Raw genomic sequence first — 22534 nt, forward strand, 5'->3', positions numbered from 1 at the left:
CGTTCTGGGACGTACTGATCAACCGCGTACAGCCCAGACAGTTGCGCAGTACCACTCAAATGGGTTCGATCCCGCGTAAGTTCGACACCCTCTCGTCAACCCGGGAAGGCCTCGCCCGAGGTCCGCGCCGCGGGCACCAGGCCGGCGGTACGGGGCGGATCGGGCTCCACGGGCTCCGGATCGCCCCGGGTCGCCTGCCATTCGGCGAGGAGGCGGTCGTAGATCGGTGTGACGCCTTCCGCGGGGCGGCGGCGGTCCTGGGGGCTCCTGCTGTCGAACTGGTCCATGAGGTGGCCATACCCGGTACGAGGGAAAGCGCCCGGTGCCACTACGGCAACCGGCCCAGTGGGCCCGCCCCTTCGACGCAGCCGCAGGGGCCGCGCCCCCGGGGAAACGACATGGGGCCGACGCGTCCGGGCGGCCGGAAATCGGCTGCCGGGCGGACGGGTCGGCCCCATGGGTACGACGGGTTGGGACTAGTCGTTGGCGGCACCGTTGCCGGACAGGATCGGGATGTCGTCCAGGATGTGCGACAGTGCCTCGTCACCCTTGGCCTGGGTGGAGTTCTCGGTGCACTGCTGGTTCTGCGGCGACGACAGGACGTTGAGGTCCTGGACCGAGATCGGCACGACGCCGAGCAGCGAACCGGCGTTGACCTTGGCGGGCAGCGCGATGCAGGGCTTGTTGAGCGAGCCCTGGATGAGCGCGAACTGCGGGCTCCAGTCGCCGTGGGTGGCGGAGTTGCCGTACGACTGCATGGCACCGTTGCCGTTGACCGAGGTGGTGCCCTGGTCGTTGCCGATCGCCATGGCCGAGGGGGCCACCGCGGCGGAGACGCCGACGATGGAGGCGGCGACGGCCGCCGAGGCCATAATCTTCTTGATCATTGACTAGCCCTTCTGGGTTCTTCTGTTGCCCGCTGACCTGAGCGCTTTGATCAACTCGCGGCAGCGGGAATGGTTGTGGCACTTCACTCGAACGGTGCTTACGCCCTCCGTCCGTTCACGGGAGGCGCCGCACCGGAGCGCGTGGAACGCTTCGGGTCGGCAACCGCCGCCCCGGGACGGGTCAGCCGCCGAGCGGGAGCCCGCCCACGAGCGGGGCGGCGCCCTTGGCCGCACCGGTGGCCTGGCCGGCGACCTTGGTCACGGTGCCGTCCTTCTGCAGCGTGCTGGTGGCACCGTCAACGGTGTCGACGATCGGCTCGACGGCCTGCGGAGCCGCGGCGACCACCTGGTTGATCCCGCCGTCGAGGCTGAAGTTCGGAGCCGTCGCGGTGGTAACGGCGAAGGCGGGAGCAGCCGTTCCGAGAGCGACCACGGAGCCGGCAACGAACGCGGCGGTCTTCGCGTACTTCACTTTCAGGTTCCCTTCTGCAGCGGCAGCTTTTTCGGTCGCATCCGCGCGCCGCACCAGCCCTCTTTAGCTGTGACTTCTGCCGCTTTCCTCATGGCTAACGACCCGATTGCGGCCGGGCAACTGGAGCTTTCGGATTTTCTCGGGACGGCCCGCCGGACCACTCGATCGATTGCATGACTAATCACTGATTCGGGTGTGACCACGGGACAACGGACACGAATCGGTGGTGCACTGTCGGTACTTCGTCCCGCGCGCCCGCCCGGATGTATGCCCCCAGCCGCCGGCGCACCGCGCCCCGGGCCGGTGGAAACGGCTCAGGCCTTTTCACCGCGTCCGGGCAGGGCCGCGAACTCCCGGGACGGAGAACGCAGGAAAGAGGAAGCCCCGGATCGCAGGAGATGCGATCCGGGGCAGACCGGTACCGGGACCGGCTGTGCGGTACAGCGATCAGGCGTTGACGCAGGTGTTGCCGAAGGCCGGGTTCAGCAGGCCGATGACGTTCACGGAGTTGCCGCACAGGTTGACCGGCACGTGGACCGGGACCTGGACGAGGTTGCCCGACAGAACGCCCGGGGAACCCACGGCCGCACCCTCGGCGCCCGAGTCGGCGAAGGCCGGGGTGGCCGCACCGATCGCCATGAGGGTTCCGGCGGCAACGGCGGCAATCTTGGTGTACTTCACTTTCAACCCTTTCTTCGACGGAGTCCGGAGCGGCGACGAATTTCGTGCCGCACGAGCGCGGGTTGTGATCACTCGTAACTCCGCCGCTGTAATTCGTAACGATTTAAGACGGTAAGCGAAACTCTTCGAGGCGCAGATTCCTCAAAGTCCGCCCGAATGACGCAGCTTCCGATCACGCGACGTCACCGTCACGGCCGGCGGGCCGCGCACGGACGAGCCCCTGGAGGGCAGCAGCAGGCCCGGGTCGCCCGGAGGAGGAAAGCCGACGACCCGGGCCTGCGCTCAGCCGGATCAGCTGTTGCCGGCACCGTTGCCGGAGAGGACCGGGATACCGTCCAGGATGTGCGACAGCGCCTCGTCACCCTTGGCCTGGGTGGAGTTCTCGGTGCACTGCTGGTTCTGCGGCGACGACAGGACGTTGACGTCCTGGACCGCGATCGGGACGAGGCCGACCAGCGAACCGACGTTGGCCTTGAGCGGCAGGCCGACGCAGGGCTTGTTCAGCGAGCCCTGGACCAGGCCGAACTGGGGGCTGCCGTCGCCGTGGGTCTCGGCGTTGCCGAACGACTGCGAGGCGCCGTTGCCGTTGACCGACGTGGTGCCGCCGTCGTCGCCGATGGCCATCGCCTGCGTGGCGCCGAGACCGAGGATGGAGGCGGCAACGGCTCCCGTAGCCAGGACCTTCTTGATCACGATGAACCCTTCTCGTACTGGATACCCCGTACCGGAGCGCACTGACCAACTCGCTTCCGGACGTTTGGTTATGTCCATTCACCCGAATGCCGGGAGTCGACGGACACCCGTACGAAAGAGGCCGGTAAATCCACAACGCATTCGGTGCGCACACCTCTTGATTCAAGACTCAACCGTCTTTCGACTTCCTGACGTCGGACACACCCCAATGACCCGGACCCGGGAAACGAACACTCACACGTAGCCCGTTCGGGTGGTCACATGATTTTCACCGATTTCACGTTTCTCTGTCACGTGCGCGTCGTTATGGGTGGAGTCAAGCCCGCCCGACGGGACGCTCACCCAGCAGTACTGGCATGCCCGACCGTTGCTGCGCCGGCTGATGAATGAACTGCGGGCAGTGCGCCCGCGCGAAAAGTCCTAAGGAAGGGCAACCAATGCGAAAAGCCTTGAGTAAAAGCGTGCTCGTCATGGCGGCGGCGTCAGGCATCCTGACCGCCTCCGGCGGCTACGCCTTCGCGGACGCCTCGGCGGACGGAGCCGCCATCGGTTCCCCCGGGGTCGGTTCGGGCAACGCCGTACAGGTGCCGGTCCACGTTCCCGTGAACGTCTGCGGCAACACGGTCAACGTGGTCGGCCTGCTGAACCCGGCGTTCGGCAACGAGTGCGAGAACGGCGACGGGGAATCGGGCGGCGACGACGCTCAGGGCGCGAGTGCCGAGGGCGTCGCGGCCAACTCCCCCGGCGTGCTGTCGGGCAACCTGATCCAGGCCCCGGTCGACGTCCCGGTCAACGCCTGTGGAAACACCGTCGACGTGGTCGGCCTGCTGAACCCGGCGTTCGGCAACGAGTGCGAGAACGGCGAGGGCGGGATGGAGACCCCGAAGCCCCCGACCCACCACAAGCCGCCGACGCACCACAAGCCCCCGACCCACCACCAGCCCCCGAAGCCCCCGACGACGGGCCATCACCACCACCACAACGGCGACTGCCCTCCCGGCCACCACCACAACCCGCCGACGCACAACCCGCCGCACCACAACCCGCCCACGCACAACCCCCCGCACCACAACCCCCCGACCCACAACCCCCCGACCCACAACCCGCCCACGCACAACCCGCCGACGCACGCCTGGCACCCCCACAAGCCGACGCACCACCACAAGCCGCCGCAGATGGCGCACACCGGTGCGAACAGCAACCTGGGCATCGCCGGTGGCGCCAGCGCCGCGATGGTCCTCGGTGGCGGCCTGCTGATGCGCCGCAGCCGCAAGTCGCAGGGCTGAGCCTGCCCCCTCAGCGGTAACGACAGCCTCCGGAGGCCCGGTCGGACAGCACACGCTGTCCGACCGGGCCTCCGACGCGTGGCGCAGGCACCGTCCTCAGACCGTGGAGAGTCCCGCACGCTCCAGGTACCGGGCGACCGTCGCCGTCTCCTCGGCGTCCAGCGGGCGCATGGGCGGGCTCATCACGTTGGTGGCGATGATCCCGCGCAGCATGAGCGCGGTCTTGAACGCGCCGAGTCCGGCGGCGGTGGCGGAGGCGGTTCCCGGGCGGGCGGCGCGGATGATGTCGAAGAGCCCGACGAGACGGTCCTGTTCGGCGGTCGCCGCGGCCCAGTCGCCGCGTACGGCCGCTTCGTGCAGACGTACGTAGCCGTGCGGGTCGACGTTGCCGAGTCCGGGCACCGAGCCGTCGGCGCCGCCCAGCATCATCGCGTCGACGACCAGCTCGTGGCCGGTGAGCACGGAGAACCCGGGCAGGTCCCGGGCGCCGATGGCCAGGCGGCGGAACGAGCCGTCGTCGCCGCTGGAGTCCTTGACCCCGGCCAGCACCCCGTCGGCCGCCAGCGGCAGCAGCAGTTCCGGGTCGAGCTTGCTGTGCACGCAGACCGGCACGTCGTAGGCGAGGAGCGGCAGGTCTACGGCGGCCGCGACCTGCCTGAAGTGGCGGTCGATCTCGGCGTCGTCGGTGCGGGTGTAGAAGGGCGCGGTGACGACGACGGCGTCCGCCCCGAGTTCGGCGGCGCGGCCGGCGCGCTCGATGGCCCGGTTGGTGGTGGTCTCGATCGCTCCGACGAGGACCGGCACCTGGCCCGCGGCGGCCGCCGTGATGACCTCGATGACCTGGTCCTGCTGTCCGGGCGTCAGATAGGCGGTCTCACCGGAGCTGCCGAGGGCGAACAGCCCGCTGACACCGCCGTCGACGAGATGCCCCACGACCCGCTCCAGGGAGGGGCGGTCGAGCTCGCCGTCCGCGGTGAGCGGGGTGACGACGGGCGGGATCACTCCCGCGTAGCGGGGGGTTCGGGCGGTCATGCGGTGCTCCTTGCGGACGGTACGGGGGACGGGTCCCCGGAGGGGGACGCGAAGGTCTGGGGGTGGACGCAGTGCCAGCGGTGTCCGTCCGGGCCGGCGGTGCGGACCGGGAAGACCGTGGCGCACTCGTCGTCGGCCTTCCAGCAGCGGGTGCGGAACGGGCAGCCGGCCGGCGGGTTGGTGGCGGAGGGGACCGGGCCGGTGAGCACGATGCGCTCGGTGGTCTCCAGCAGGCTGGGGGTCGCGGAGAGCAGTGCCTCGGTGTACGGGTGCGAGGGGGCGCCCGCGACGTCGGCCGCGCGCCCCTCCTCGACGATGCGGCCGAGGTAGAGGACGGCGATGCGGTCGGCCAGGTAGCGCACGGTCTGGATGTCGTGCGAGATGAACACCATGCCGAGGCCGAGCCGTTCGCGCAGGTCCACCAGGAGGTTGAGGACCTGGGCGCGGACCGAGACGTCGAGCGCGGACGTGGGTTCGTCCGCGACGACCAGTTCGGGTTCGAGCGCCAGGGCGCGGGCGATGGCGACGCGCTGGCGCTGACCGCCGGAGAGCTGTCCGGGCAGGGCCGCCAGGGTGTGGCCGGGAAGTCCGACCAGGTCGAGGAGTTCCGCCACGCGGGCCCGGCGCTGCTCGCGGGTGCCGCGGCGGTGCACGTCGAGCGGGTCGCGAAGGATCTGTTCGACCGTGAGCCGGGGGTTGAGGGCGGTCGAGGGGTCCTGGAAGACGACGCCGACGGCGGAGCCGAAGTCGTCGCGCCGCTGGGTCCCGGTCATCTCCCACAGGTCCTTGCCGTGGAAGGTGACCGTGCCCTCGGTGGGCTTCTGCAGACCGGTCAGTACCCGGGCCATCGTCGACTTGCCGCAGCCTGACTCACCGACCAGGCCGACGATCTCGCCGCGCTTCACCTCCAGGCTCGCGTCGGTGAGGGCGTGCACGGCGTCGCGGCGGAACACGCCTCCGCTGCGTGCCTTGTGGCGTACGTGGACGCCGTCGAGCCTGATCACAGGGGGCTCCCTTCCAGCTGTGCGGCCTTCGCCGGGTGGTGGCAGGCGAAGCCGTGGTCGTGCGCGCCGTCGCGTGCGGTGAGCGCGGGGGTGGTGGTGCGGCACAGTTCGGTGGCGGCGCCGCAGCGGGATGCGAACCGGCAGCCCCGGCCGAAGCCCTGGGGCGCGGGGACGACGCCGCGGATCTGGTGGAGCCGTTCGGCGCCCGCCTCCAGCGAGACGACCGAGCCGAGCAGGCCGCGGCTGTAGTGGTGGGTGGGGTCGGTGAGTACGGACCGGGTGGCACCGATCTCGGCCAGCCGGCCCGCGTACATCACGGCGACGCGGTGCGACAGGTCGCCGACGAGGGCGAGGTCGTGGCTGACGAGCACCATGGCGAAGCCGAGTTCGTCGCGCAGCCGGACGAGGAGTTCGACGACCTGGGCCTGGACGGTGACGTCCAGGGCGGTGGTCGGTTCGTCCGCGATGAGCAGGCGGGGGCCGCGGGACAGCGCCATGGCGATCAGGACGCGCTGGCGCTGGCCGCCGGAGAGCTCGTGGGGGTAGCTGCGCAGGGTGCGTTCGGGTGCGAGGCCGACCAGTTCCAGGAGTTCGGCCGGGGTCTTCGTGCCGCCGCGCGAGGTGAGCTGCCTGAGCTGGGTGCCGACGAGCACGGACGGGTTGAGGGAGGAGAGCGCGTCCTGGTAGACCATCGCGATCTCGGGGCCCATCAGGGCGCGGCGTTCCTTCGGCGGGAGCTTCAGCAGGTCCCGGCCCCGGTAGAGGATCTCGCCGCTGACCTCGGCGTTGCGGGCGAGGAGGCCCATGACGGCGAGGCTGGTGATGGACTTCCCGCAGCCCGACTCGCCGACCAGGCCGAGGGTTTCGCCCTCGTGGACGGTGAGGTCGAGGGAGTCGACGACCGGGACGGTGCCGTACCGGTCGGGGAAGCGGATGGCGAGGTCCCGTACGACCAGGAGTCCGGCGGCGTCCTCCGGTACCGGGGCGATGGCCGGGCCGCCCGCGTGGACGCGCTCCGCGAGCTTGGCCAGGGCGGCGTCGATGTCCACGGTGGAGCGGGCCTCGACCGGGTCCGGCGCCGTGGTGGTGCGGGAGGGGTCCGCGCCCGCCGCGCGGGCCTTCTTCGGGGCCGCCGAGGCGTCGGTGAGGCCCTCGGAGAGGATGTTCAGTGCGAGCACGGTGACCAGCAGGGCGAGGCCCGGGAAGAACGTGGCCCACCAGCCGCCCGCCAGGAGGATCTGGCGGCCGTAGGCCAGGACGCTGCCCCAGCTGGGGTCGGGGTCCTGCACCCCGGCGCCGATGAAGGAGAGGCTCGCTTCGAAGATGATCGCCTCGGCGACCATCACGGTGGCGAACACCATGACCGGGGCCATGCAGTTGACGGCGACGTGCCGCAGCACGATGTAGCCGCGCCGGGCACCGATGACCTTCTCGGCCGCGACGTAGTCCTCGCCGTACTGGGAGAGGACGTTGGCGCGGACCACCCGGGCCAGCGACGGGGTGTAGACGAAGGCGATGGTGAAGATGATGACCGGGACGCTGGTGCCGAACACCGCGACGAGCACGGCGGCCAGCGCGATCGGCGGGAACGACATCACCACGTCGAGGGTGCGCATCACGGACTCGTCGCCGAGCTTGCGCGAGGTCGCGGCGAGCGCGCCGAGCAGGGCGCCGGCGATCAGGGCCAGGGCGGTCGAGCCGAGTCCGATGACGAGCGAGTAGCGCGAGCCGTGCACGACCCGGGCGAAGACGTCGCGGCCGGCCCGGTCGGTGCCGAACCAGTGGTCGCCGCCGGGCGCCTGGACCGGGGTGCCGGTGGTGAGCGGGTCCTGGGTGAGGAGCGGGGCGAGGACCGCGCCGAGGATGACGAGGAGCAGCACGCAGAGCGCGATGCGGGAGGTGACCGGGAGGGCGCGGAACGCGATGGCCGGTCGGGACAGTTTGTTGGCCGGGCGGCCCGTGGTGAACATGTCACACCGTCCTGATGCGCGGGTTGACCAGCAGGTAGAGCAGGTCGACGATGACGTTGACCACCAGGAACGCGATGGCGATGGTCAGTACGGTGCCCTGGACCAGGGCGACATCGCCGCCGGTGACACCTTCGAGGATGAGCTTGCCCATGCCGGGCAGGTCGAAGATCGCTTCGATGACGACGGCGCCGCTGAGCAGGTAGCCGACCTTGACGCCGAGCACGGTGAGCGGGGTGACGAGCGCGTTGCGGAGCACCGAGCGGATCACCAGGAACACCGGCAGTCCGTTGCCGCGTGCGGTGCGGACGTAGTCGCGGTCGAGTTCGGCGACCATCGAGGTGCGGACGAGCCGGGCGAGTGAGGCCGCGACGGGCACGGCGAGCGAGAGGGCCGGCAGGGCCATGGTGCGGAGCCAGCCGCCGAAGGAGTCGGCCGGGTTGGTGTAGCCGCCGGTCGGGAAGATCCGGGTGTTCAGCGCGAACTGCTGGATGAGCAGGACGCCGAGCCAGAAGGACGGGACGGCGACCCCGGCCATGGAGAGCACCCTGAACAGCTGGTCGGGCCAGCGGTCGCGGTACGTCGCGCCGACGACGCCGGAGACGACCGCGAGCACGATCGCCAGGATCAGGCCGAGAACCGTCAGCTGGAGGGTGAGCGGGAAGGCGGCGGTGATCCGGTCGACGACGGGCTGGCTCGGCGGGACGGTCGTGCCGAGGTCGAAGTGGAGCAGTTGGCCCAGGAAGTGGAAGTAGCGGACGGGCAGCGGATCGTTCAGGCCGTTGGCGTCCGCGAAGGCCGCACGGGCTTCGGGGGTGGCGCTCTCCCCGAGCGCGTTGAAGGCCGGGTCGACCGGCGAGAACTGCAGCACCACGAAGACGAGCAGCGCGATGCCGAGGATCATCACCGGCATCATCGCGACGCGGCGCAGCGCGAGCCGGAGAAAAGCAACCATCGTCGGGTTCCTTGCGGTTGGGCGGGCCGGTCCGGGACGGCGGGGTCCCGTCGTCCCGGACCGGACGGTCCGGCGCCGCTGAGCGGCGCCGGCCGGGGGCGTGGGGCCGGTCAGGCGCGGCTGACGTCCAGGAAGGACAGGCCCGTGGTGGGCAGCGGCTTGAAACCGGGCAGCGCCTTCTCGGTCCAGGCGGTGGGGAGCTTGCGGTGCAGGATCGGGTAGAGCGCCGCCTCGTCCGCGACGAGGTCGGTGACCTGGCCCCACAGCTCCTTGCGCTTCGCGTCGTCGCCCGCCTGGGCGGCCTTGTCGAGGGTCTGCCTGACCTTCTTGTACGCGGCGGACTTGCCCCAGCCGTAGCGGCTCTCGGGCCAGAAGCCGTAGTAGAACCAGCGCAGCAGCAGGTCGGCGTCGTTGCCGAAGACGGACGGGTCGCCGGGGGCGACGAGGACGTCGAAGTCCCCCTTGTCGACCTTGGCGTACTGGGCCGGGGACTGGGCGATGCTGAGGGTGACCTTGACGCCCGCCTGCTCCCAGCTCTCCTTCAGCAGCGGGGCGATGTCCTTGACCCAGCCGGTGTCGGTGGTCAGGACGGTGAAGGACAGGTTCTTCACGCCCGCCTCCGCGAGCAGCTGCTTCGCCTTGGCCACGTCGTGCGTGTAGACGGTCGCGGCCTTGTGGTAGTCGGGGTGGGTCGAGGGCACGTAGCCGGTGGCGGCCGCTGCGTTGCCGACCATCGCGGTGGAGATGATCTTCTCGGTGTCCAGGGCGTAGTGCAGCGCCTGGCGCACCCGCTTGTCGGCGAACCTCTTGTCGGCGGTGTTGAACATCAGGAAGAGCAGTCCGAAGGACTGGACGGACTCCGTCCTCGCGTTGCCCGAGAGCCGCTTGACGTCGATGTACGGGACGTCCTCGATGGCCTGGACGCGGCCCGACTCCATGGCGCTGACCCGGGCCGACTGGTCGGACATCAGGCGCCAGACCATCTTCTTGGCCTTGGCGGGGTGGGTGCCGTTGTACTTGTCGTACGCCTCGAAGACGATCTTGTCCTCGCGGGTGGCCGAGACGAACTTGTACGGCCCCGAGCCGACCGGCTTGGCGTCGAAGGCCTTGGGGTCGGGCGCCACGATCTTCTTCGGGACGATCCGGGCCACGGCTATCCGGGACGGGAAGAGCGCGAAGGGGTACTTGAGCTTGAACTCGACCGTGCCCGCGTCGACGGCCTTGACCGTGTCGATGAAGGGCACGAACTGCGCCATCAGCGAGGCGTTCTTCGGGTCCAGGATGCGTTCGAAGCTGAACACCACGTCCTCGGCGGTGACGGCGGAGCCGTCGTGGAAGGTCGCCCCCTTGCGCAGTGTCGCCCGGTAGGTGGTGGCGTTGATCTTCTTCGGCATCTCGGTGGCGAGCGCGGGACGTGCCACGAGTGTTGCCGGATCGAGATCCACCAGACCCTCGAAGATGTGCATGTTGGCGGCGTACGGGGTCGCGCCCGAGGTGATCATCGGGTCGAAGCCGGTCGACAGCGGGTAGGACAGACCGGCTTCGATGAGGTCGCTGCCGCTGCCCTTGTCCGTCGATCCGTCGGCGGTCGAGGACGGTCCGCCGCAGGCGGCGAGGCTCGCCGTGATGGCGGCCGCGGCACCGACAGCACTGGTGTAACGCAGGAAGGTGCGGCGCTCGACACCGGCTGATCTCAGCTCGGGCACGGGTCCTCCAGGGACTCTGAGGTGGGACGTCGGGGGTGCTGGAAGGGCGGTTCACCGGTGGTGGACCGGTGATTCACGGAGTCCGTGAATCCTGACGCATCAGACGTCAGATGTCTGATGCCTTGATAGCGTGGGAACGTAGCTTGACAATCGAGAGGGGTCAAGAGGTGGGGAGTTCACATATGTCCGGAACGAGGCCCGGCCGGCAGCTGCTCCGGCAGGAAGTCGTCGACGGCATCAAGCGGTACATCCTCGAGGAACGGCTCCGCCCCGGGGACCCGCTGCCCACCGAGCCCGCACTCTGCGAGGCGCTCGGCGCCAGCCGCTCCAGCGTCCGCGAGGCCGTCAAGATCCTGAACGCGCTGGACATCGTCGAGGTCCGCCACGGGCACGGCACGTACGTCGGCAGACTGAGCCTGTCGGCACTGGTGGAGAGCCTCACCTTCCGCGGGCTGCTCTCGCCCGACGACGACTTCCAGGTGATGGCCGACCTGGTGGACGTGCGCGAGCTCTTCGAGCGCGGGATGGCCGACCGGATCGTCACGCTGCTCACTCCGGAGCAACTCGACGCGCTGGAGGGCCTGGTGACCACCATGCGCGAGACCGGGGCGCAGGAGGGGCACGGTTTCGTCGACGCGGACCGGGCGTTCCACGCACTGCTCGTCGCCCCGCTGGGCAACGAGCTGATCGGCCAGCTCTCGATGGCCTTCTGGGACGTGTACACGATCGTCGCCCCGCACCTCGACGGATTCACGCACGCCGACGAGACGGCGACGATCGCCGCCCACCAGAACATCGTGGACGCCGCGCGGGCCAAGGACACCGCAGGCTTCATGCAGGCACTCGGCGAGCACTACGCCCCGGTCAGGCGCCGGATCTCCGAGGCGCGGGCCCGCGACGGCGTCAAGGGCTGACGGACCGGCCGGGCCCCGCCCCTCGCGGACCCGGCCCCGAGGACCCTTGACGGGCACCGGGGCGGCTGCCTAGGGTCCATGTGCCGATAGGACATCTGACGTCATCCGTCTGATGACCAGTGCTTCACCTGGCGCCCTGCCTCACACCCGGCACCCCGCATCCGGCACCTGCCGCCGCGCCCCCGTCTCCCACCCTTCGAGAAGCACCGACCTTCCGAGAAGAGAGATCGCCCATGCAGCGAACCGTCCCTGTCGCCCTGCTCGGCGCCGCCCTGCTGGTGGCCGCCTCGACCGGCACCGCGCAGGCCGCGGCGCCCGCCGCCGGCACCCTCACGTCCCAGGACCTGACCGTCGACGGCACGGGCTCCCCCCACTACCGCATCCCGGCCCTGACCACCTCGGTCAAGGGCACCGTGCTGGCGGCGTACGACGCCCGTCCCACCCTCGCGGACCTGCCCTCCAACATCTCCGTCGTGCTGCGCCGCAGCACCGACGGCGGCACCACCTGGCAGGCCCAGCGGGTGGTCCGCGAGGACGCCGCCCCCAAGGGCTACGGCGACCCGAGCCTGCTGGTCGACCGGACGACCGGCCGGATCTTCCTGTTCTACGCGGCCGGCGTGAACCAGGGCTTCGCCGGCTCGGCCACCGGCAACGACGAGAGCGACCCGGACGTCCTCCAGGCCGACTACAGCTACTCGGACGACGACGGGCTGACCTGGACGCACCGCCGTATCACCAAGCAGATCAAGGACCCGGCCTGGGCCGGGATGTTCGCCGCGTCCGGCGAGGGCATCCAGCTGCGCAACGGAGCGCACAAGGGCCGGCTGATCCAGCAGTACGCCGTCCGTGTCAACGGCGCCAACTACGCGGCGAGCGCCTACAGCGACGACCACGGCGCCAGCTGGCGGATGGGCGAGCCGGTCGGTCCCGGCGGCGACGAGAACAAGACCGTCGAGCTGAACGACGGCACGGTCATGCTCAACAACCGGTCGAAGCCGTACCGGACGATCGCCTACTCCACGGACGGCGGGGTCACCTACACCCCGTTCGTCCAGGACACCGCGCTCCCCGACCCGGCGAACAACGCCTCGGTCACGCGGTACGCCCCGGACGCCCCGGCCTCGGATCCGCAGTCCTCCTGGCTGCTGTTCAGCAACACCGAGGACACCGGGTCGCGGCGCAACCTCACCGTCAAGATGTCCTGCGACAACGGGAGGACCTGGCCGGTCCGGAAGGTCGTCGACGCCGGCGCGGCGGGCTACTCGACCCTGACCCGGCTGCCGGACGGCAGGGTGGGGCTGCTGTACGAGCGCGGCGACTACGAACACATCACGTACGACTCGTTCGACCTGAAGTGGCTGGGCGGCACCTGCGCCGGCACCGCGGTCAGGACGGCCCCGGGCAGCAGGACGGTGACGGTCAACCCGTAACCGGGGCGGCGGGTCCGTCCGTCGCGGGGCGGCGGACGGACCCGCCCGTTCGGGCGGTCGCGCTCAGGAGACGAAGCCCCGGGAGATGTGGGTGCCCGTCCCGGCCGGCTCGGCGGCGTAGCCGGACTCGCCGACGCAGTCGCTGTACTCGTAGTTGGCCGTGGACGTACCGCTCAGACCTCCGGCGTCGGTGCTGGTCGGGCCGCCGAACACGGCGTCCGCCCTGGGCATTTCGGCGCAGCTGGGGATGCCGGCGTAGTACTCGACGAAGCCGCCCTGCGAGCCCTGGAGGTCTCCGCTCCCCGACGGCAGCGTGTAGGTGCCGAGGTGGGTGGCGGCGCCCGTCTGTGTGTCGGTGGCCGTTCCGGACCAGGTGTTGGTGCCCGTGCGCTCGACCAGGATGTCGTAGCGGTGGCCGTACACGGCGTCGAAGTCCACGGCGCAGGTGACGCCCGCGCCGCCGTCGGCTCCGTCGTGGCAGAGCGGGTCGTCGGTGGTGGCACCCGCGGTGAAGGTGGAGAAGCGGGCCGACAGCCGCTCGTGCCCGCCACTGTCCGGACGCGGCTGCAGGCCGGTGTACCCCATGGCGTCGGCGAAGCTGTACTGCTGGGCGAAGTAGATCCCGGCCAGGTGCGCGGTGGCGGAGTTGACCGTGATGGGGAAGGTGATGTTGGTCAGGCCTGCGGACGGCGTGCCACCGATCGACCATCCGACCGAGACGTTGCCGCCCCCGACCGAGGCGACCGCCGTCTGGGGCATCGCCACGAGCAGGCCGGCTGCCGCCACGGGCACGGCGCTGCGGCGTAACGCGCTGATGAATGACATGTGTTCCCTCTCTGGTGCGCGCGGCACGAGGCCAGGGCCCCTGTGCACGGGGGCGTGCCTCAGCCGCGCCGGTTGCTGTCACGCCGGACGAGCCGTCGTGACCGGCCGGAACCATCCGGGGTCCCGCGCCGAGGGTGCACCCGCGGGAGCCGCGTCTCTATGGACTTGTGGGTCCCGGCCCTTGGACTCCTCCGCGCCGCCCCGCCCTCAGCCGGGCATGAGCCGGGTACGGATGCCGTCGAAGTGGGTGCGCATCGCCCTGACCGCGCGCAGTCCGTCGGCGGCCGCCACCGCCTCGACGATCTCGTGGTGCTGGGCGCAGGTGACCCACGGGTCCTGGTGGCCGTCGTCGAGGTCCTCGCGGACCCGGTCCATCGCCGCCCAGAAGGCGTCGAGCACCTCGCTGAGCAGGTGGTTGTCGAGCGAGGCGTAGAGCGCGAGGTGGAAGGCCCGGTCGGTGGCGCGGGCGACCCGGCCGGTGCCCGCCTCCTCCTCCATCTTCGTCACCAGTGCGCGCAGCACGTCGAGGTCCTCGCCCGGGACCCCGGCCGCGACGGCGCCCACCAGTCCGGTCTCCAGGGCCTCGCGCACCTTCATCAGCTCGGCGAGACCGGGCTCGCCCTGGCGGTGGCGGACGGCGGCCCGGAAGGCGAGCCCCTCCGCGAACGGTGCCAGGGAGAGCGAGCCGACGAAGGTGCCGAACCCGCGCCGGATCTCGACGACGTTGACCGCCTGGAGCGACTTGAGCGCCTCGCGCACCGACACCCGCCCGGCGCCGAAGAGGTCCATCAGCTCGGTCTCGGTGGGCAGCGCGTCGCCCGGCGCGAGCCGGCGTTCCAGGATCAGTTCCTTGATCCTTCGCTCGATGTCCTGAGCCATGGTGGGCCGCGCCACAACGTCCTCCTGAGGTGCCGTTGCCCCTTGACCGTTCGCAGGAGCATCTGTTTAAGGTTGAGCCAGACATAGGACATCTTACGTCTCACGTCTCGATCCGAGTAGCCCCGACAGGCCCCGGGTCGGTATCCCGATCAGCTGGAGCCCCCACCATGTCTCTGACCGCACCGCTGCACGGCGTAGTCCCGCCGGTCTGCACCCCGCTCGACTCCCGCGGGGAGGTCGACACCAACTCCCTCGCCCGGCTCGTCGAGCACCTCATCGGCGGGGGCGTGCACGGGCTCTTCGCACTCGGGTCCACCAGCGAGGTCGCCTACCTCACCGACGACCAGCGCGCCGCGGTCCTGGAGACCGTGGTCAACGCGACCGACGGCCGGGTCCCGGTACTGGCCGGGGTCATCGACACCACCACCGCCCGGGTCGCCGAGCACGCCAGGTCCGCCGCGCGGCTGGGCGCCGACGCCCTGGTCGCGACCGCGCCGTTCTACACCCGCACCCACGGCAAGGAGGTCGCCGGGCACTTCCGCCGGCTGCGCGCCGAGGTGGACCTGCCGCTGTTCGCGTACGACATCCCGGTCGCCGTGCACAGCAAACTGTCCGCCGCGCTGGTCCGCGAACTCGCCGAGGACGGCACCCTGGCCGGGCTCAAGGACAGCAGCGGCGACGAGGGCGGACTGCGCCGGCTCGTCGTCGAACTCGGTGGCCGCGAGGGCCGCGCACACGGGCCGGTACCCGGGTTCAGCATCCTCACCGGCTCCGAACTGACCGTGGACGCGGCCCTGCTGGCCGGCGCGGACGGCGTCGTCCCCGGCATCGGCAACGTGGACCCGGCCGGCTACGTACGGCTCTACGAGGCCGCGCGGGCCGGGGACTGGACGCTGGCCGCCAAGGAGCAGGAGCGGCTCATCAAGCTGTTCGCCATGGTCGACGTCGGTCCCGAGACGGACATGGGCCGCAGCTCCTCGGCGCTCGGCTCGTTCAAGTCGGCGCTCCGGCTGCTGGGCGTCATCGACTGCGGCGACACCGCGTTCCCGCAGATCCAGCTGTCCGCCGAGTCCGTCGCGCTGGTCTCCGGACTGCTGCGCGCCGCCGGTCTGCCGCCGGTCCGATGACCACGAAAGCTCGGACGGCACCGGCCGGGCGGCCGGTCGTGGGCCTCGACCTCGGCGGTACGAAGATCGCCGCCGCGCTCCTCGGCGCCGACGGCACGGTCCTGGCCCGGCACAGCCGTCCCACCCCGGCCCGTGCCGGTGCGGCGGCGGTGCTCGACGCGCTCGCCGCCGCCGCGGCCGAGGTCGATCCCGGCAGGGCCGCCGCGGTGCTCGGCATCGCGGCGGCCGGGGTGATCGATCCCCGCACCGGCATGGTCACCAGCGCCACCGACTCCATCCTCGGCTGGGCCGGCACCGCCCTGGGCTCCGGCCTCGCGGACCGCACCGGATACCCGGTGGCCTGCGACAACGACGTACGCGCCACGGCCGGCCCGGAACTCGCCGAGCTCCGCGCGGACGGCCGGGAACACGGCTCGCTGCTCTTCGCCGCCATCGGGACCGGGGTCGGCGGTGCGATCGCCGTCGACGGGCGGATGCTGCACGGGGCGTCCGGCATCGCCGGGCACCTCGGTCATCTGCCCAGCCCCGAGGCGGCCGGGCTGCCCTGCACCTGCGGCGCCACCGGTCACCTGGAGGTCATCGCCTCCGGCCCCGGTATTGCCGCCCATTACGAGCGGCTGACCGGCGCCCCGGTGGACCGGCTGGAGACGGTCGCCGTGCGGGCCGCGCGGGGCGACGCCGACGCGGTGTCCGCCATCACCACCGGCGCGGCCGCCGCGGGCCAGGTGCTCGGCGGACTCGCCAACGCCTTCGGCCCCGACCGGGTCGTCGTCGGCGGCGGCGTCCCCCGGATCGGCCCCCTGTACGAGAGCGCCCTGCGCACCGCGTTCGCCGCCGAGCTGATGGCACCGCTGCGCGGGCTCGTGCCCCGCACGCCGCTCCTCGGCCACGACGCCGCCGTGCGCGGGGCGGCCGCTCTGACCGCCACCCTTCCCCTCCACCACCCGGGAGTCCACCGATGACCGCTCAGAATCTCGCCGCCGCGCTCGAGGGCAGGCTGATCGTGTCCTGCCAGGCCCCGCCCGGCGACCCGATGCGGGAGACCGCCACCCTGGTGCGCCTCGCGCTGTCGGCGGTCGCCGGTGGCGGCGCCGCGATCCGGGCCAACGAGCCGGCCGTCGTCGCGGCGATCGTGGCGGCCGTCGACCTGCCGGTCATCGGCCTGTGGAAGGACGGCGACACCGGCGTCTACATCACGCCGACCGTCCGGCACGCCCTGGCGGTGGCCGAGGCAGGTGCGGCCGTCGTCGCCGCCGACGCCACCGACCGGCCGCGCCCCGACGGCTCGGTGTTCGCGGACCTCGTCGAGGCGGTCCACGCGGCCGGCGCGCTGGTCATGGCCGACGTCTCCACGTTCGAGGAGGGCGTCACGGCGGCCGCGCAGGGCGCCGACTTCGTCTCCACGACCCTCTCCGGCTACGTGCCCGGCGCCCCGAAGCAGACCGGCCCCGATCTCGCGCTGGTCGCCGCGCTGTCCGCCGCGATCGACGTCCCGGTCGTCGCCGAAGGCCGTATCAACACCCCCGAGGACGCGGCCGAGGCGCTGCGACGCGGTGCGCACAGCGTCGTCGTCGGCACCGCGATCACCGCCCCCACGGCCCTGACCGCCCGTTTCGTCGCAGGCATCGCCCGGCCCTGACCCTCCCCCACCACGCGGGGCGGCTGTTCGAGGACGAGCGCCGTCCCGCATCCTGGAGTCACCGTGCAGACCACATCACCCCCCGCGCTCCCCTGGTACCGCCAGGTCAGCCGCACCCAGTGGAAGTCGTTCTTCGCCGCCTGGATCGGCTACGTGCTCGACGGCTTCGACTTCGTGCTGATCACCCTCGTCCTGACCGAGATCAGCGACGAGTTCGGCCTGAGCACGGTGCAGGCGGCCAGCCTGATCTCCGGCGCGTTCATCACCCGCTGGCTGGGCGGGGCGGTCCTCGGCGCCATCGGCGACCGGTACGGCCGCAAGCTCTCCATGGTGCTGAGCATCCTGCTGTACTCGGTGGGAACGTTCGCCTGCGGGTTCGCCTGGAACTACCACAGCCTGTTCGCCGCCCGGCTGGCCATCGGCATGGGCATGGCCGGTGAGTACAGCGCCAGCTCCACGTACGTCATGGAGAGCTGGCCCGCCGGAATGCGCAGCCGGGCCAGCGGCTTCCTGATCTCCGGCTTCTCGGTCGGCTCGGTGCTGGCCGCCCAGGTCTACAACTGGGTGCTCCCCTCGCTCGGCTGGCGCTGGATGTTCTACCTGGGCCTCGTCCCGATCGCCATCGCGCTGTGGATGCGGCGCTCGCTGCCGGAGGCCGAGGAGTGGACGGAGTCCGTGGCGGAGAAGGGCGCCAGGCCCAATCCGTTCGCGCCGCTGTTCGCAACCCGCGCGCGGGCCACCGCCAACACGGTGCTGGTCGTCATCGCCACGGCCTCGCTGTTCCTGGTCTTCACGCCGGGCGGCGCCTCAGTGGTGCCGGTGCTCTCGGTGATCGCCGGCCTCTCGCTCGCCGCGTTCGCCGTGCAGCTGGGCGGGAAGCGGAGCTGGGTGCTGTACCTGTCGATGATCGTCACGCTGTTCTTCGCGTTCCTGTACTCCTGGCCGATCCAGGCCCTGCTGCCGACCTACCTGAAGACCGAGCTGGGCTACACCACGGACCAGGTCACCGACGTCCTGTACTTCGCGGGCTTCGGCACCATGGCCGGCTGCTGGGCGGCGGGCTTCCTGGGCGACCGGATCGGCACGAAGAAGGCGTACGCGCTGACCCTGCTGGCCTCGCTCGCCTTCGTCTACCCGGTGTTCGCCGTGCAGAACAACCTGCTGCTGCTCGGCATGCTGCTCTTCCTCCTCCAGGCCACGAGCTTCGGCATCTCCGGACTGCTGCCGCGCTACATCGGCGGCCACTTCCCGACGGCGAGCCGGGGCGCCGCACTCGGCTTCACCTACAACGTGGGCGCCCTCGGCGGCGCGGTCGCCCCGGTCCTGGGCGCGCACCTCGCCTCCGGCATGGACCTGGGCCAGGCCCTGGCGGTGCTGACGTTCGCGGGCACGGTGATCGTGGTGCTGCTGGTCGGCTTCGACGTACCGGCCCGGCTGAACCGCCTGACGGACCCGGACTCGGCACCGGACCACCTGGCGGCGGGGACGGCGGAGACGGACGCGGCACGGGCGTCGGCTCACGGATAGAAGTGGGTCAGCGACTCGGCCACGCAGGCGGGCTTCGCGGAGCCTTCCAGCTCGAAGGTGAAGGCCCGGGACATCTGCACTCCGCCGTTCGCGACCTCGCTCACCCCGGCGACCGAGGCGTGCAGGCGGACCCGGCTGCCGACCGGGACCGGGGCGGGGTAGCGGACGCGGTTGACGCCGTAGTTGAGGGCGCGGCCCACGCCCTGGACCCGGAGCAGTTCACCGAACATCGGGATGCCCCAGCTCAGCACCATGTACCCGTGGGCGATCGTGCGGCCGTACGGGCCGGCCGCCGCGCGTTCGGTGTCGGTGTGGATCCACTGGTGGTCACCGGAGACGGACGCGTAGGCGTCGATGAGCTCCTGGGTGACCTCCTTCCAGTCGGAGTGCCCCAGGTCGCGCCCGCTCAGGGCGAGGATCTCCGGGATGCCGTTCACGGTCAGCGCCACGGGGGCCGCCTCTCTCTCGTCGTACGCGGGTCGGGGGCGGGTCAGGCGGTGGCGGGTGTGGCGGTGCGCGGCGCGGTGACCGGTTCGGCGGACTGCTCGTCGTGGTTGGGGCGCCGGAGCAGGAGGAGCATGCAGCCCAGGGTCAGCACCACCTGGAAGATGGCGTAGGCGATGACGGCGGCGATCGAGCCGGTCCGGTTCAGCAGGAACTGGCCGATGATCGGGGTCGTACCGCCCAGGAGCGTGCCGCAGAGCTGGTAGCAGAGGGAGATCCCGGTGTAGCGCAGATGCGCCGGGAAGCGACTGGCGAGCATGCCGGCGAGGGCCGCGTAGTAGAGGCAGTGCGGGATGGTCGCGACGGCGACGCCGATCATCGCCAGGCCGTAGTTCTCGGTGCGGATCAGCAGGAACATCATCGGCATCAGGATCAGTTCCGGCAGCAGCATCACGGTCACCGCACGGGACCAGCTCTTCATCCGGGTGGCGATGAGTGCGCCGAAGGGCTGCACGACGATCTGGGTGATGTTGGCGACGAGGATGATCGTCAGGAACGAGCTGCGGTCGAAGCCCAGCGAGGTCGTGGCCCAGGACAGGGCGAACGTCGACTTGAAGTACGTGGCCGAGAGGCCGATGGTGCACGCGCCGATCCCGAGGACGATCAGCATCGGGTGGGTCCGCAGCACCTCGGTGACCGGGAGCTTGACGACCTTCTTCTTGCTGATCAGGGCGGCCATCGCCGGGGACTCGGAGACCTTCAGCCGGACGACGAGGCCGACGATGACGAGCGCGGCCGAGAAGAGGAACGGCAGCCGCCAGCCCCAGGAGACGAACGAGGCGTCGGGCAGCTGGCTGATCACCAGGAAGCTCAGCGTGGACAGGGTGTTGCCGACGGGCGAGCCCTGCTGGGCGAACGCCCCGTACAGCACCGACTTGCCCTTCGGGGCGTGCTCGGAGGCGATCAGGACGGAGCCGCCCCACTCGCCGCCGAGGCCGATGCCCTGCACCATGCGGATCGCGACGAGCAGGATCGGCGCGGCGATCCCGATGGAGGCGTAGCTCGGCAGCAGGCCGATCGCCGTGGTGGAGATGCCCATGATCAGCAGGGTGATCACCAGGGTCTTCTTACGGCCGAGGCGGTCGCCGTAGTGCCCGAATATGACGCCACCGATGGGGCGGGCGAGGAAGCCGACCCAGAAGGTCGCGAACGCCACCAGGGTGCCGACGGGCCCTTCGAGCTCCGGGAAGAACACCTTGTCGAAGACGAGCGCGGCCGCGGTGCCGTAGATGTAGAAGTCGAACCACTCGATGGTCGAGCCGATGAAGGCTCCGAACCCGGCCCGGTTGGCGGCTTTGGTGCGCTCTCGTGCGGTGGCGGTGGACGCACTCATGGTGGCTCCCGTGAACGTCGTTGATCAAGCGGATGGCGGGGGACGGGACAGCAGAGGTACGGGGTACTGGAAGGGGCGTCGGCCGTGACGCCCCGTGCCGCACTGCTGAGAGGGGGGACGCGCGGCGGGGCAAGGACGGCTGATGGCGTTACGGTGCCAGCCGGGACCTTGAACGGTCCAATACCGAATTACTGGTGCAGTGAGATGCGGAGCGTCTCAATGTGTTGCCGGGCAGCCGGAAGCACCCTTCCGTGGCGGCGCAGCCGGATGACCGGTCTGTTGCGCCACAGAGGAGTGCGGTCGGTGCGGTCGGGGTGGAGTCCGGGTCGTGGCGGCGACTCAGCCCGCGATGCGCTCGAAGACCGCGGCGACCCCCTGGCCGCCGCCGATGCACATGGTCTCCAGGCCGTACCGGGCCTCGCGGCGGTGGAGTTCCCGCGTCAGCGTGGCGAGGATGCGGGCGCCGGTCGCGCCGACGGGGTGGCCGAGCGAGATGCCGGAGCCGTTCACGTTGATCCGCTCCTCGTGGTCCTTCTCCCCGAGCCCCAGTTCGCGGGTGCAGGCCAGCACCTGGGCGGCGAAGGCCTCGTTGAGCTCGATCAGGTCCAGGTCGGCGAGGGTGAGCCCGGCGCGGGCGAGCGCCGTGCGGGTGGCAGGGACGGGGCCGATGCCCATGGTGGCGGCGGGTACCCCGGCGCGGGCGAAGGAGACCAGCCGGACGAGCGGGGTGAGGCCGAGCCGCTGCGCGGTGGCGGCACTGGTCACCAGGCAGGCGGCGGCCGCGTCGTTCTGGCCGCTGGCGTTCCCCGCGGTGACCGTGGCCGCCGGGTCCGACTTGCCCATCATCGGGCGCAGCCCCGCGAGCTGCTCGGCGGTGGTGTCGGGGCGCGGGTGCTCGTCGGCGGTGACCACCGTGTCGCCCTTGCGCATGCGTACGGTCACGGGGACGGTCTCCGCCTCGTACCGGCCCTCGGCCACGGCCCGGCCCGCCCGCTGCTGCGAGCGCAGGGCCAGCGCGTCCTGGTCGGCGCGGCTGATGCCGTACTCACGGCGCAGGTTCTCGGCGGTCTCGATCATGCCGCCGGGTACCGGGTGGTTGACGCCGCCCGCGGTGACCCGGCCCCGGGCGAGCGAGTCGTGCAGCTGGAGGCCGGGACCCTTGATGCCCCAGCGGCCGTCGTGCGTGTAGTAGGGGGCCGCGCTCATCACGTCGACGCCGCCCGCGATCACCACCTCGCTGAAGCCGGCCCTGATCTGCATCGCCGCGTCGAGGACCGCCTGCAGTCCCGAGCCGCAACGGCGGTCGATCTGCGTGCCGGTGACGGACTGCGGGAGCCCGGCGTCGAGCGCGGCGACCCGGCCGATGGCGGGGGCGTCGGCCGACGGGTAGGCGCTGCCGAGGATCACCTCGTCGACCCGGTCCGGGTCGATTCCGGTGCGGGCGACGACCTCGGCGATGACGAGCGCGGCGAGGGAGGCCGGCGCCTGCCCGGCGAGCGCTCCGCCGAAGCGGCCGATGGGGGTACGCAGCGGTTCGCAGATCACGACATCGTTTCGGTCGGGCACGGCGGGACCTTTCGGGGGAAGGAGGGGGCGGGGCGGATGGGCCGGAGGTGTGGGGTGACCCTCGCACCCGGCCACTGAGCCGGTCCAATATCCAGTTCCCCCTGATT

21 protein-coding genes and 1 pseudogene are annotated in these 22534 nt (G+C 71.1%); 7 read left to right on the plus strand and 15 right to left on the minus strand.

Annotated features, from left to right (window positions below; genetic code table 11):
* Window positions 1-95 precede the first annotated feature (95 nt).
* From ACGFU6_RS05945 to ACGFU6_RS05965, 5 genes are all read right to left on the minus strand, one after another.
* The gene (locus ACGFU6_RS05945) at window positions 96-287 is read right to left on the minus strand and encodes a hypothetical protein (RefSeq protein WP_123527394.1); all 192 of its coding nucleotides are present in this window, start codon (window positions 285-287) and stop codon (window positions 96-98) included.
* A 189-nt stretch (window positions 288-476) separates the two neighbouring features.
* Window positions 477-887, minus strand: a complete 411-nt coding sequence (locus tag ACGFU6_RS05950; protein WP_123527393.1) for a rodlin — start codon at window positions 885-887, stop codon at window positions 477-479.
* Between the two features lie 181 nt (window positions 888-1068).
* Complete coding sequence (locus ACGFU6_RS05955) at window positions 1069-1359, minus strand: hypothetical protein (RefSeq protein WP_123527392.1); 291 nt, start codon at window positions 1357-1359, stop codon at window positions 1069-1071.
* A gap of 447 nt (window positions 1360-1806) precedes the next feature.
* A complete protein-coding gene (locus tag ACGFU6_RS05960) occupies window positions 1807-2040 on the minus strand; it encodes a chaplin (RefSeq protein ID WP_123527391.1) in 234 nt (77 codons plus the stop codon).
* A gap of 291 nt (window positions 2041-2331) precedes the next feature.
* On the minus strand, window positions 2332-2733 hold the full coding sequence (locus ACGFU6_RS05965) for a rodlin (protein WP_123527390.1): 402 nt from the start codon (window positions 2731-2733) through the stop codon (window positions 2332-2334).
* Between the two features lie 437 nt (window positions 2734-3170).
* On the opposite strand from ACGFU6_RS05965, the gene ACGFU6_RS05970 reads away from it, so the two are divergent.
* The gene (locus ACGFU6_RS05970) at window positions 3171-4019 is read left to right on the plus strand and encodes a chaplin family protein (RefSeq protein WP_393608301.1); all 849 of its coding nucleotides are present in this window, start codon (window positions 3171-3173) and stop codon (window positions 4017-4019) included.
* Window positions 4020-4115: 96 nt separating this feature from the next.
* On the opposite strand, the gene ACGFU6_RS05975 is transcribed toward ACGFU6_RS05970, so the two are convergent.
* The 5 genes from ACGFU6_RS05975 to ACGFU6_RS05995 all read right to left on the minus strand — a co-directional run bounded on the left by ACGFU6_RS05975 (window position 4116) and on the right by ACGFU6_RS05995 (window position 10683).
* Window positions 4116-5051, minus strand: a complete 936-nt coding sequence (locus ACGFU6_RS05975; protein WP_393608302.1) for a dihydrodipicolinate synthase family protein — start codon at window positions 5049-5051, stop codon at window positions 4116-4118.
* Window positions 5048-6055 carry an ABC transporter ATP-binding protein gene (locus ACGFU6_RS05980; protein ID WP_393608303.1) on the minus strand — a complete coding sequence of 336 codons (1008 nt, stop codon included), beginning with the start codon at window positions 6053-6055 and terminating at the stop codon, window positions 5048-5050. Before ACGFU6_RS05980 ends, ACGFU6_RS05975 begins: the two co-directional genes overlap by 4 nt.
* Window positions 6052-8025, minus strand: coding sequence for a dipeptide/oligopeptide/nickel ABC transporter permease/ATP-binding protein (locus ACGFU6_RS05985; protein ID WP_393608305.1), 1974 nt, complete (start codon window positions 8023-8025; stop codon window positions 6052-6054). The genes ACGFU6_RS05980 and ACGFU6_RS05985 overlap by 4 nt, the downstream gene beginning before the upstream one ends.
* A gap of 1 nt (window position 8026) precedes the next feature.
* On the minus strand, window positions 8027-8977 hold the full coding sequence (locus ACGFU6_RS05990; protein ID WP_393608306.1) for an ABC transporter permease: 951 nt from the start codon (window positions 8975-8977) through the stop codon (window positions 8027-8029).
* Between the two features lie 110 nt (window positions 8978-9087).
* Entirely contained in the window at window positions 9088-10683 is a 1596-nt protein-coding gene (locus tag ACGFU6_RS05995) for an ABC transporter substrate-binding protein (RefSeq protein ID WP_393608308.1), read from the minus strand.
* A gap of 182 nt (window positions 10684-10865) precedes the next feature.
* On the opposite strand from ACGFU6_RS05995, the gene ACGFU6_RS06000 reads away from it, so the two are divergent.
* Together ACGFU6_RS06000 and ACGFU6_RS06005 are read left to right on the plus strand one after the other, a co-directional pair.
* The gene (locus ACGFU6_RS06000; RefSeq protein WP_393608309.1) at window positions 10866-11597 is read left to right on the plus strand and encodes a FadR/GntR family transcriptional regulator; all 732 of its coding nucleotides are present in this window, start codon (window positions 10866-10868) and stop codon (window positions 11595-11597) included.
* Between the two features lie 233 nt (window positions 11598-11830).
* Window positions 11831-12985 (plus strand): annotated as a pseudogene (locus tag ACGFU6_RS06005) (exo-alpha-sialidase); the annotation flags it as partial.
* A 105-nt stretch (window positions 12986-13090) separates the two neighbouring features.
* On the opposite strand, the gene ACGFU6_RS06010 reads toward ACGFU6_RS06005, so the two are convergent.
* The gene (locus ACGFU6_RS06010; RefSeq protein WP_393608310.1) at window positions 13091-13852 is read right to left on the minus strand and encodes a hypothetical protein; all 762 of its coding nucleotides are present in this window, start codon (window positions 13850-13852) and stop codon (window positions 13091-13093) included.
* Window positions 13853-14059: 207 nt separating this feature from the next.
* Window positions 14060-14746: a FadR/GntR family transcriptional regulator gene (locus ACGFU6_RS06015; protein ID WP_393608311.1), complete on the minus strand. Its 687-nt coding sequence runs from the start codon at window positions 14744-14746 to the stop codon at window positions 14060-14062.
* Window positions 14747-14898: 152 nt separating this feature from the next.
* Here ACGFU6_RS06015 and ACGFU6_RS06020 point away from each other — a divergent pair, with 152 nt between their 5' ends.
* The 4 genes from ACGFU6_RS06020 to ACGFU6_RS06035 all read left to right on the plus strand — a co-directional run bounded on the left by ACGFU6_RS06020 (window position 14899) and on the right by ACGFU6_RS06035 (window position 19024).
* Entirely contained in the window at window positions 14899-15858 is a 960-nt protein-coding gene (locus ACGFU6_RS06020; RefSeq protein ID WP_393608313.1) for a dihydrodipicolinate synthase family protein, read from the plus strand.
* Window positions 15855-16820: an ROK family protein gene (locus ACGFU6_RS06025; RefSeq protein ID WP_393608314.1), complete on the plus strand. Its 966-nt coding sequence runs from the start codon at window positions 15855-15857 to the stop codon at window positions 16818-16820. The genes ACGFU6_RS06020 and ACGFU6_RS06025 overlap by 4 nt, the downstream gene beginning before the upstream one ends.
* Window positions 16817-17497, plus strand: a complete 681-nt coding sequence (locus ACGFU6_RS06030; RefSeq protein WP_393608316.1) for an N-acetylmannosamine-6-phosphate 2-epimerase — start codon at window positions 16817-16819, stop codon at window positions 17495-17497. The genes ACGFU6_RS06025 and ACGFU6_RS06030 overlap by 4 nt, the downstream gene beginning before the upstream one ends.
* 63 nt (window positions 17498-17560) lie before the next feature.
* Window positions 17561-19024: a sialate:H+ symport family MFS transporter gene (locus tag ACGFU6_RS06035; protein ID WP_393608318.1), complete on the plus strand. Its 1464-nt coding sequence runs from the start codon at window positions 17561-17563 to the stop codon at window positions 19022-19024.
* On the opposite strand, the gene ACGFU6_RS06040 is transcribed toward ACGFU6_RS06035, so the two are convergent.
* The 3 genes from ACGFU6_RS06040 to ACGFU6_RS06050 all read right to left on the minus strand — a co-directional run bounded on the left by ACGFU6_RS06040 (window position 19015) and on the right by ACGFU6_RS06050 (window position 22427).
* Window positions 19015-19473, minus strand: coding sequence for a MaoC family dehydratase (locus ACGFU6_RS06040; RefSeq protein WP_393608319.1), 459 nt, complete (start codon window positions 19471-19473; stop codon window positions 19015-19017). The genes ACGFU6_RS06035 and ACGFU6_RS06040 overlap by 10 nt on opposite strands.
* Window positions 19474-19514: 41 nt before the next feature.
* Complete coding sequence (locus tag ACGFU6_RS06045; RefSeq protein WP_393608320.1) at window positions 19515-20861, minus strand: MFS transporter; 1347 nt, start codon at window positions 20859-20861, stop codon at window positions 19515-19517.
* A gap of 339 nt (window positions 20862-21200) precedes the next feature.
* A complete protein-coding gene (locus ACGFU6_RS06050; RefSeq protein ID WP_393608322.1) occupies window positions 21201-22427 on the minus strand; it encodes an acetyl-CoA C-acetyltransferase in 1227 nt (408 codons plus the stop codon).
* Window positions 22428-22534 lie beyond the last annotated feature (107 nt).

Source organism: Streptomyces sp. NPDC048462 (assembly GCF_043200175.1).
Taxonomy (GTDB): Bacteria; Actinomycetota; Actinomycetes; order Streptomycetales; family Streptomycetaceae; genus Streptomyces.

What these genes read in the sequence shown, in the direction of transcription:
- ACGFU6_RS05945 (WP_123527394.1), bottom strand. Translation starts at nt 287, where the DNA reads ATGGACCAGTTCGACAGCAGGAGCCCCCAGGACCGCCGCCGCCCCGCG.
- ACGFU6_RS06025 (WP_393608314.1), top strand. Translation starts at nt 15,855, where the DNA reads ATGACCACGAAAGCTCGGACGGCACCGGCCGGGCGGCCGGTCGTGGGC.
- ACGFU6_RS05990 (WP_393608306.1), bottom strand. Translation starts at nt 8,977, where the DNA reads ATGGTTGCTTTTCTCCGGCTCGCGCTGCGCCGCGTCGCGATGATGCCG.
- ACGFU6_RS05985 (WP_393608305.1), bottom strand. Translation starts at nt 8,025, where the DNA reads ATGTTCACCACGGGCCGCCCGGCCAACAAACTGTCCCGACCGGCCATC.
- ACGFU6_RS05950 (WP_123527393.1), bottom strand. Translation starts at nt 887, where the DNA reads ATGATCAAGAAGATTATGGCCTCGGCGGCCGTCGCCGCCTCCATCGTC.
- ACGFU6_RS05970 (WP_393608301.1), top strand. Translation starts at nt 3,171, where the DNA reads ATGCGAAAAGCCTTGAGTAAAAGCGTGCTCGTCATGGCGGCGGCGTCA.
- ACGFU6_RS06010 (WP_393608310.1), bottom strand. Translation starts at nt 13,852, where the DNA reads ATGTCATTCATCAGCGCGTTACGCCGCAGCGCCGTGCCCGTGGCGGCA.
- ACGFU6_RS06020 (WP_393608313.1), top strand. Translation starts at nt 14,899, where the DNA reads ATGTCTCTGACCGCACCGCTGCACGGCGTAGTCCCGCCGGTCTGCACC.
- ACGFU6_RS05975 (WP_393608302.1), bottom strand. Translation starts at nt 5,051, where the DNA reads ATGACCGCCCGAACCCCCCGCTACGCGGGAGTGATCCCGCCCGTCGTC.
- ACGFU6_RS06045 (WP_393608320.1), bottom strand. Translation starts at nt 20,861, where the DNA reads ATGAGTGCGTCCACCGCCACCGCACGAGAGCGCACCAAAGCCGCCAAC.
- ACGFU6_RS06030 (WP_393608316.1), top strand. Translation starts at nt 16,817, where the DNA reads ATGACCGCTCAGAATCTCGCCGCCGCGCTCGAGGGCAGGCTGATCGTG.
- ACGFU6_RS06000 (WP_393608309.1), top strand. Translation starts at nt 10,866, where the DNA reads ATGTCCGGAACGAGGCCCGGCCGGCAGCTGCTCCGGCAGGAAGTCGTC.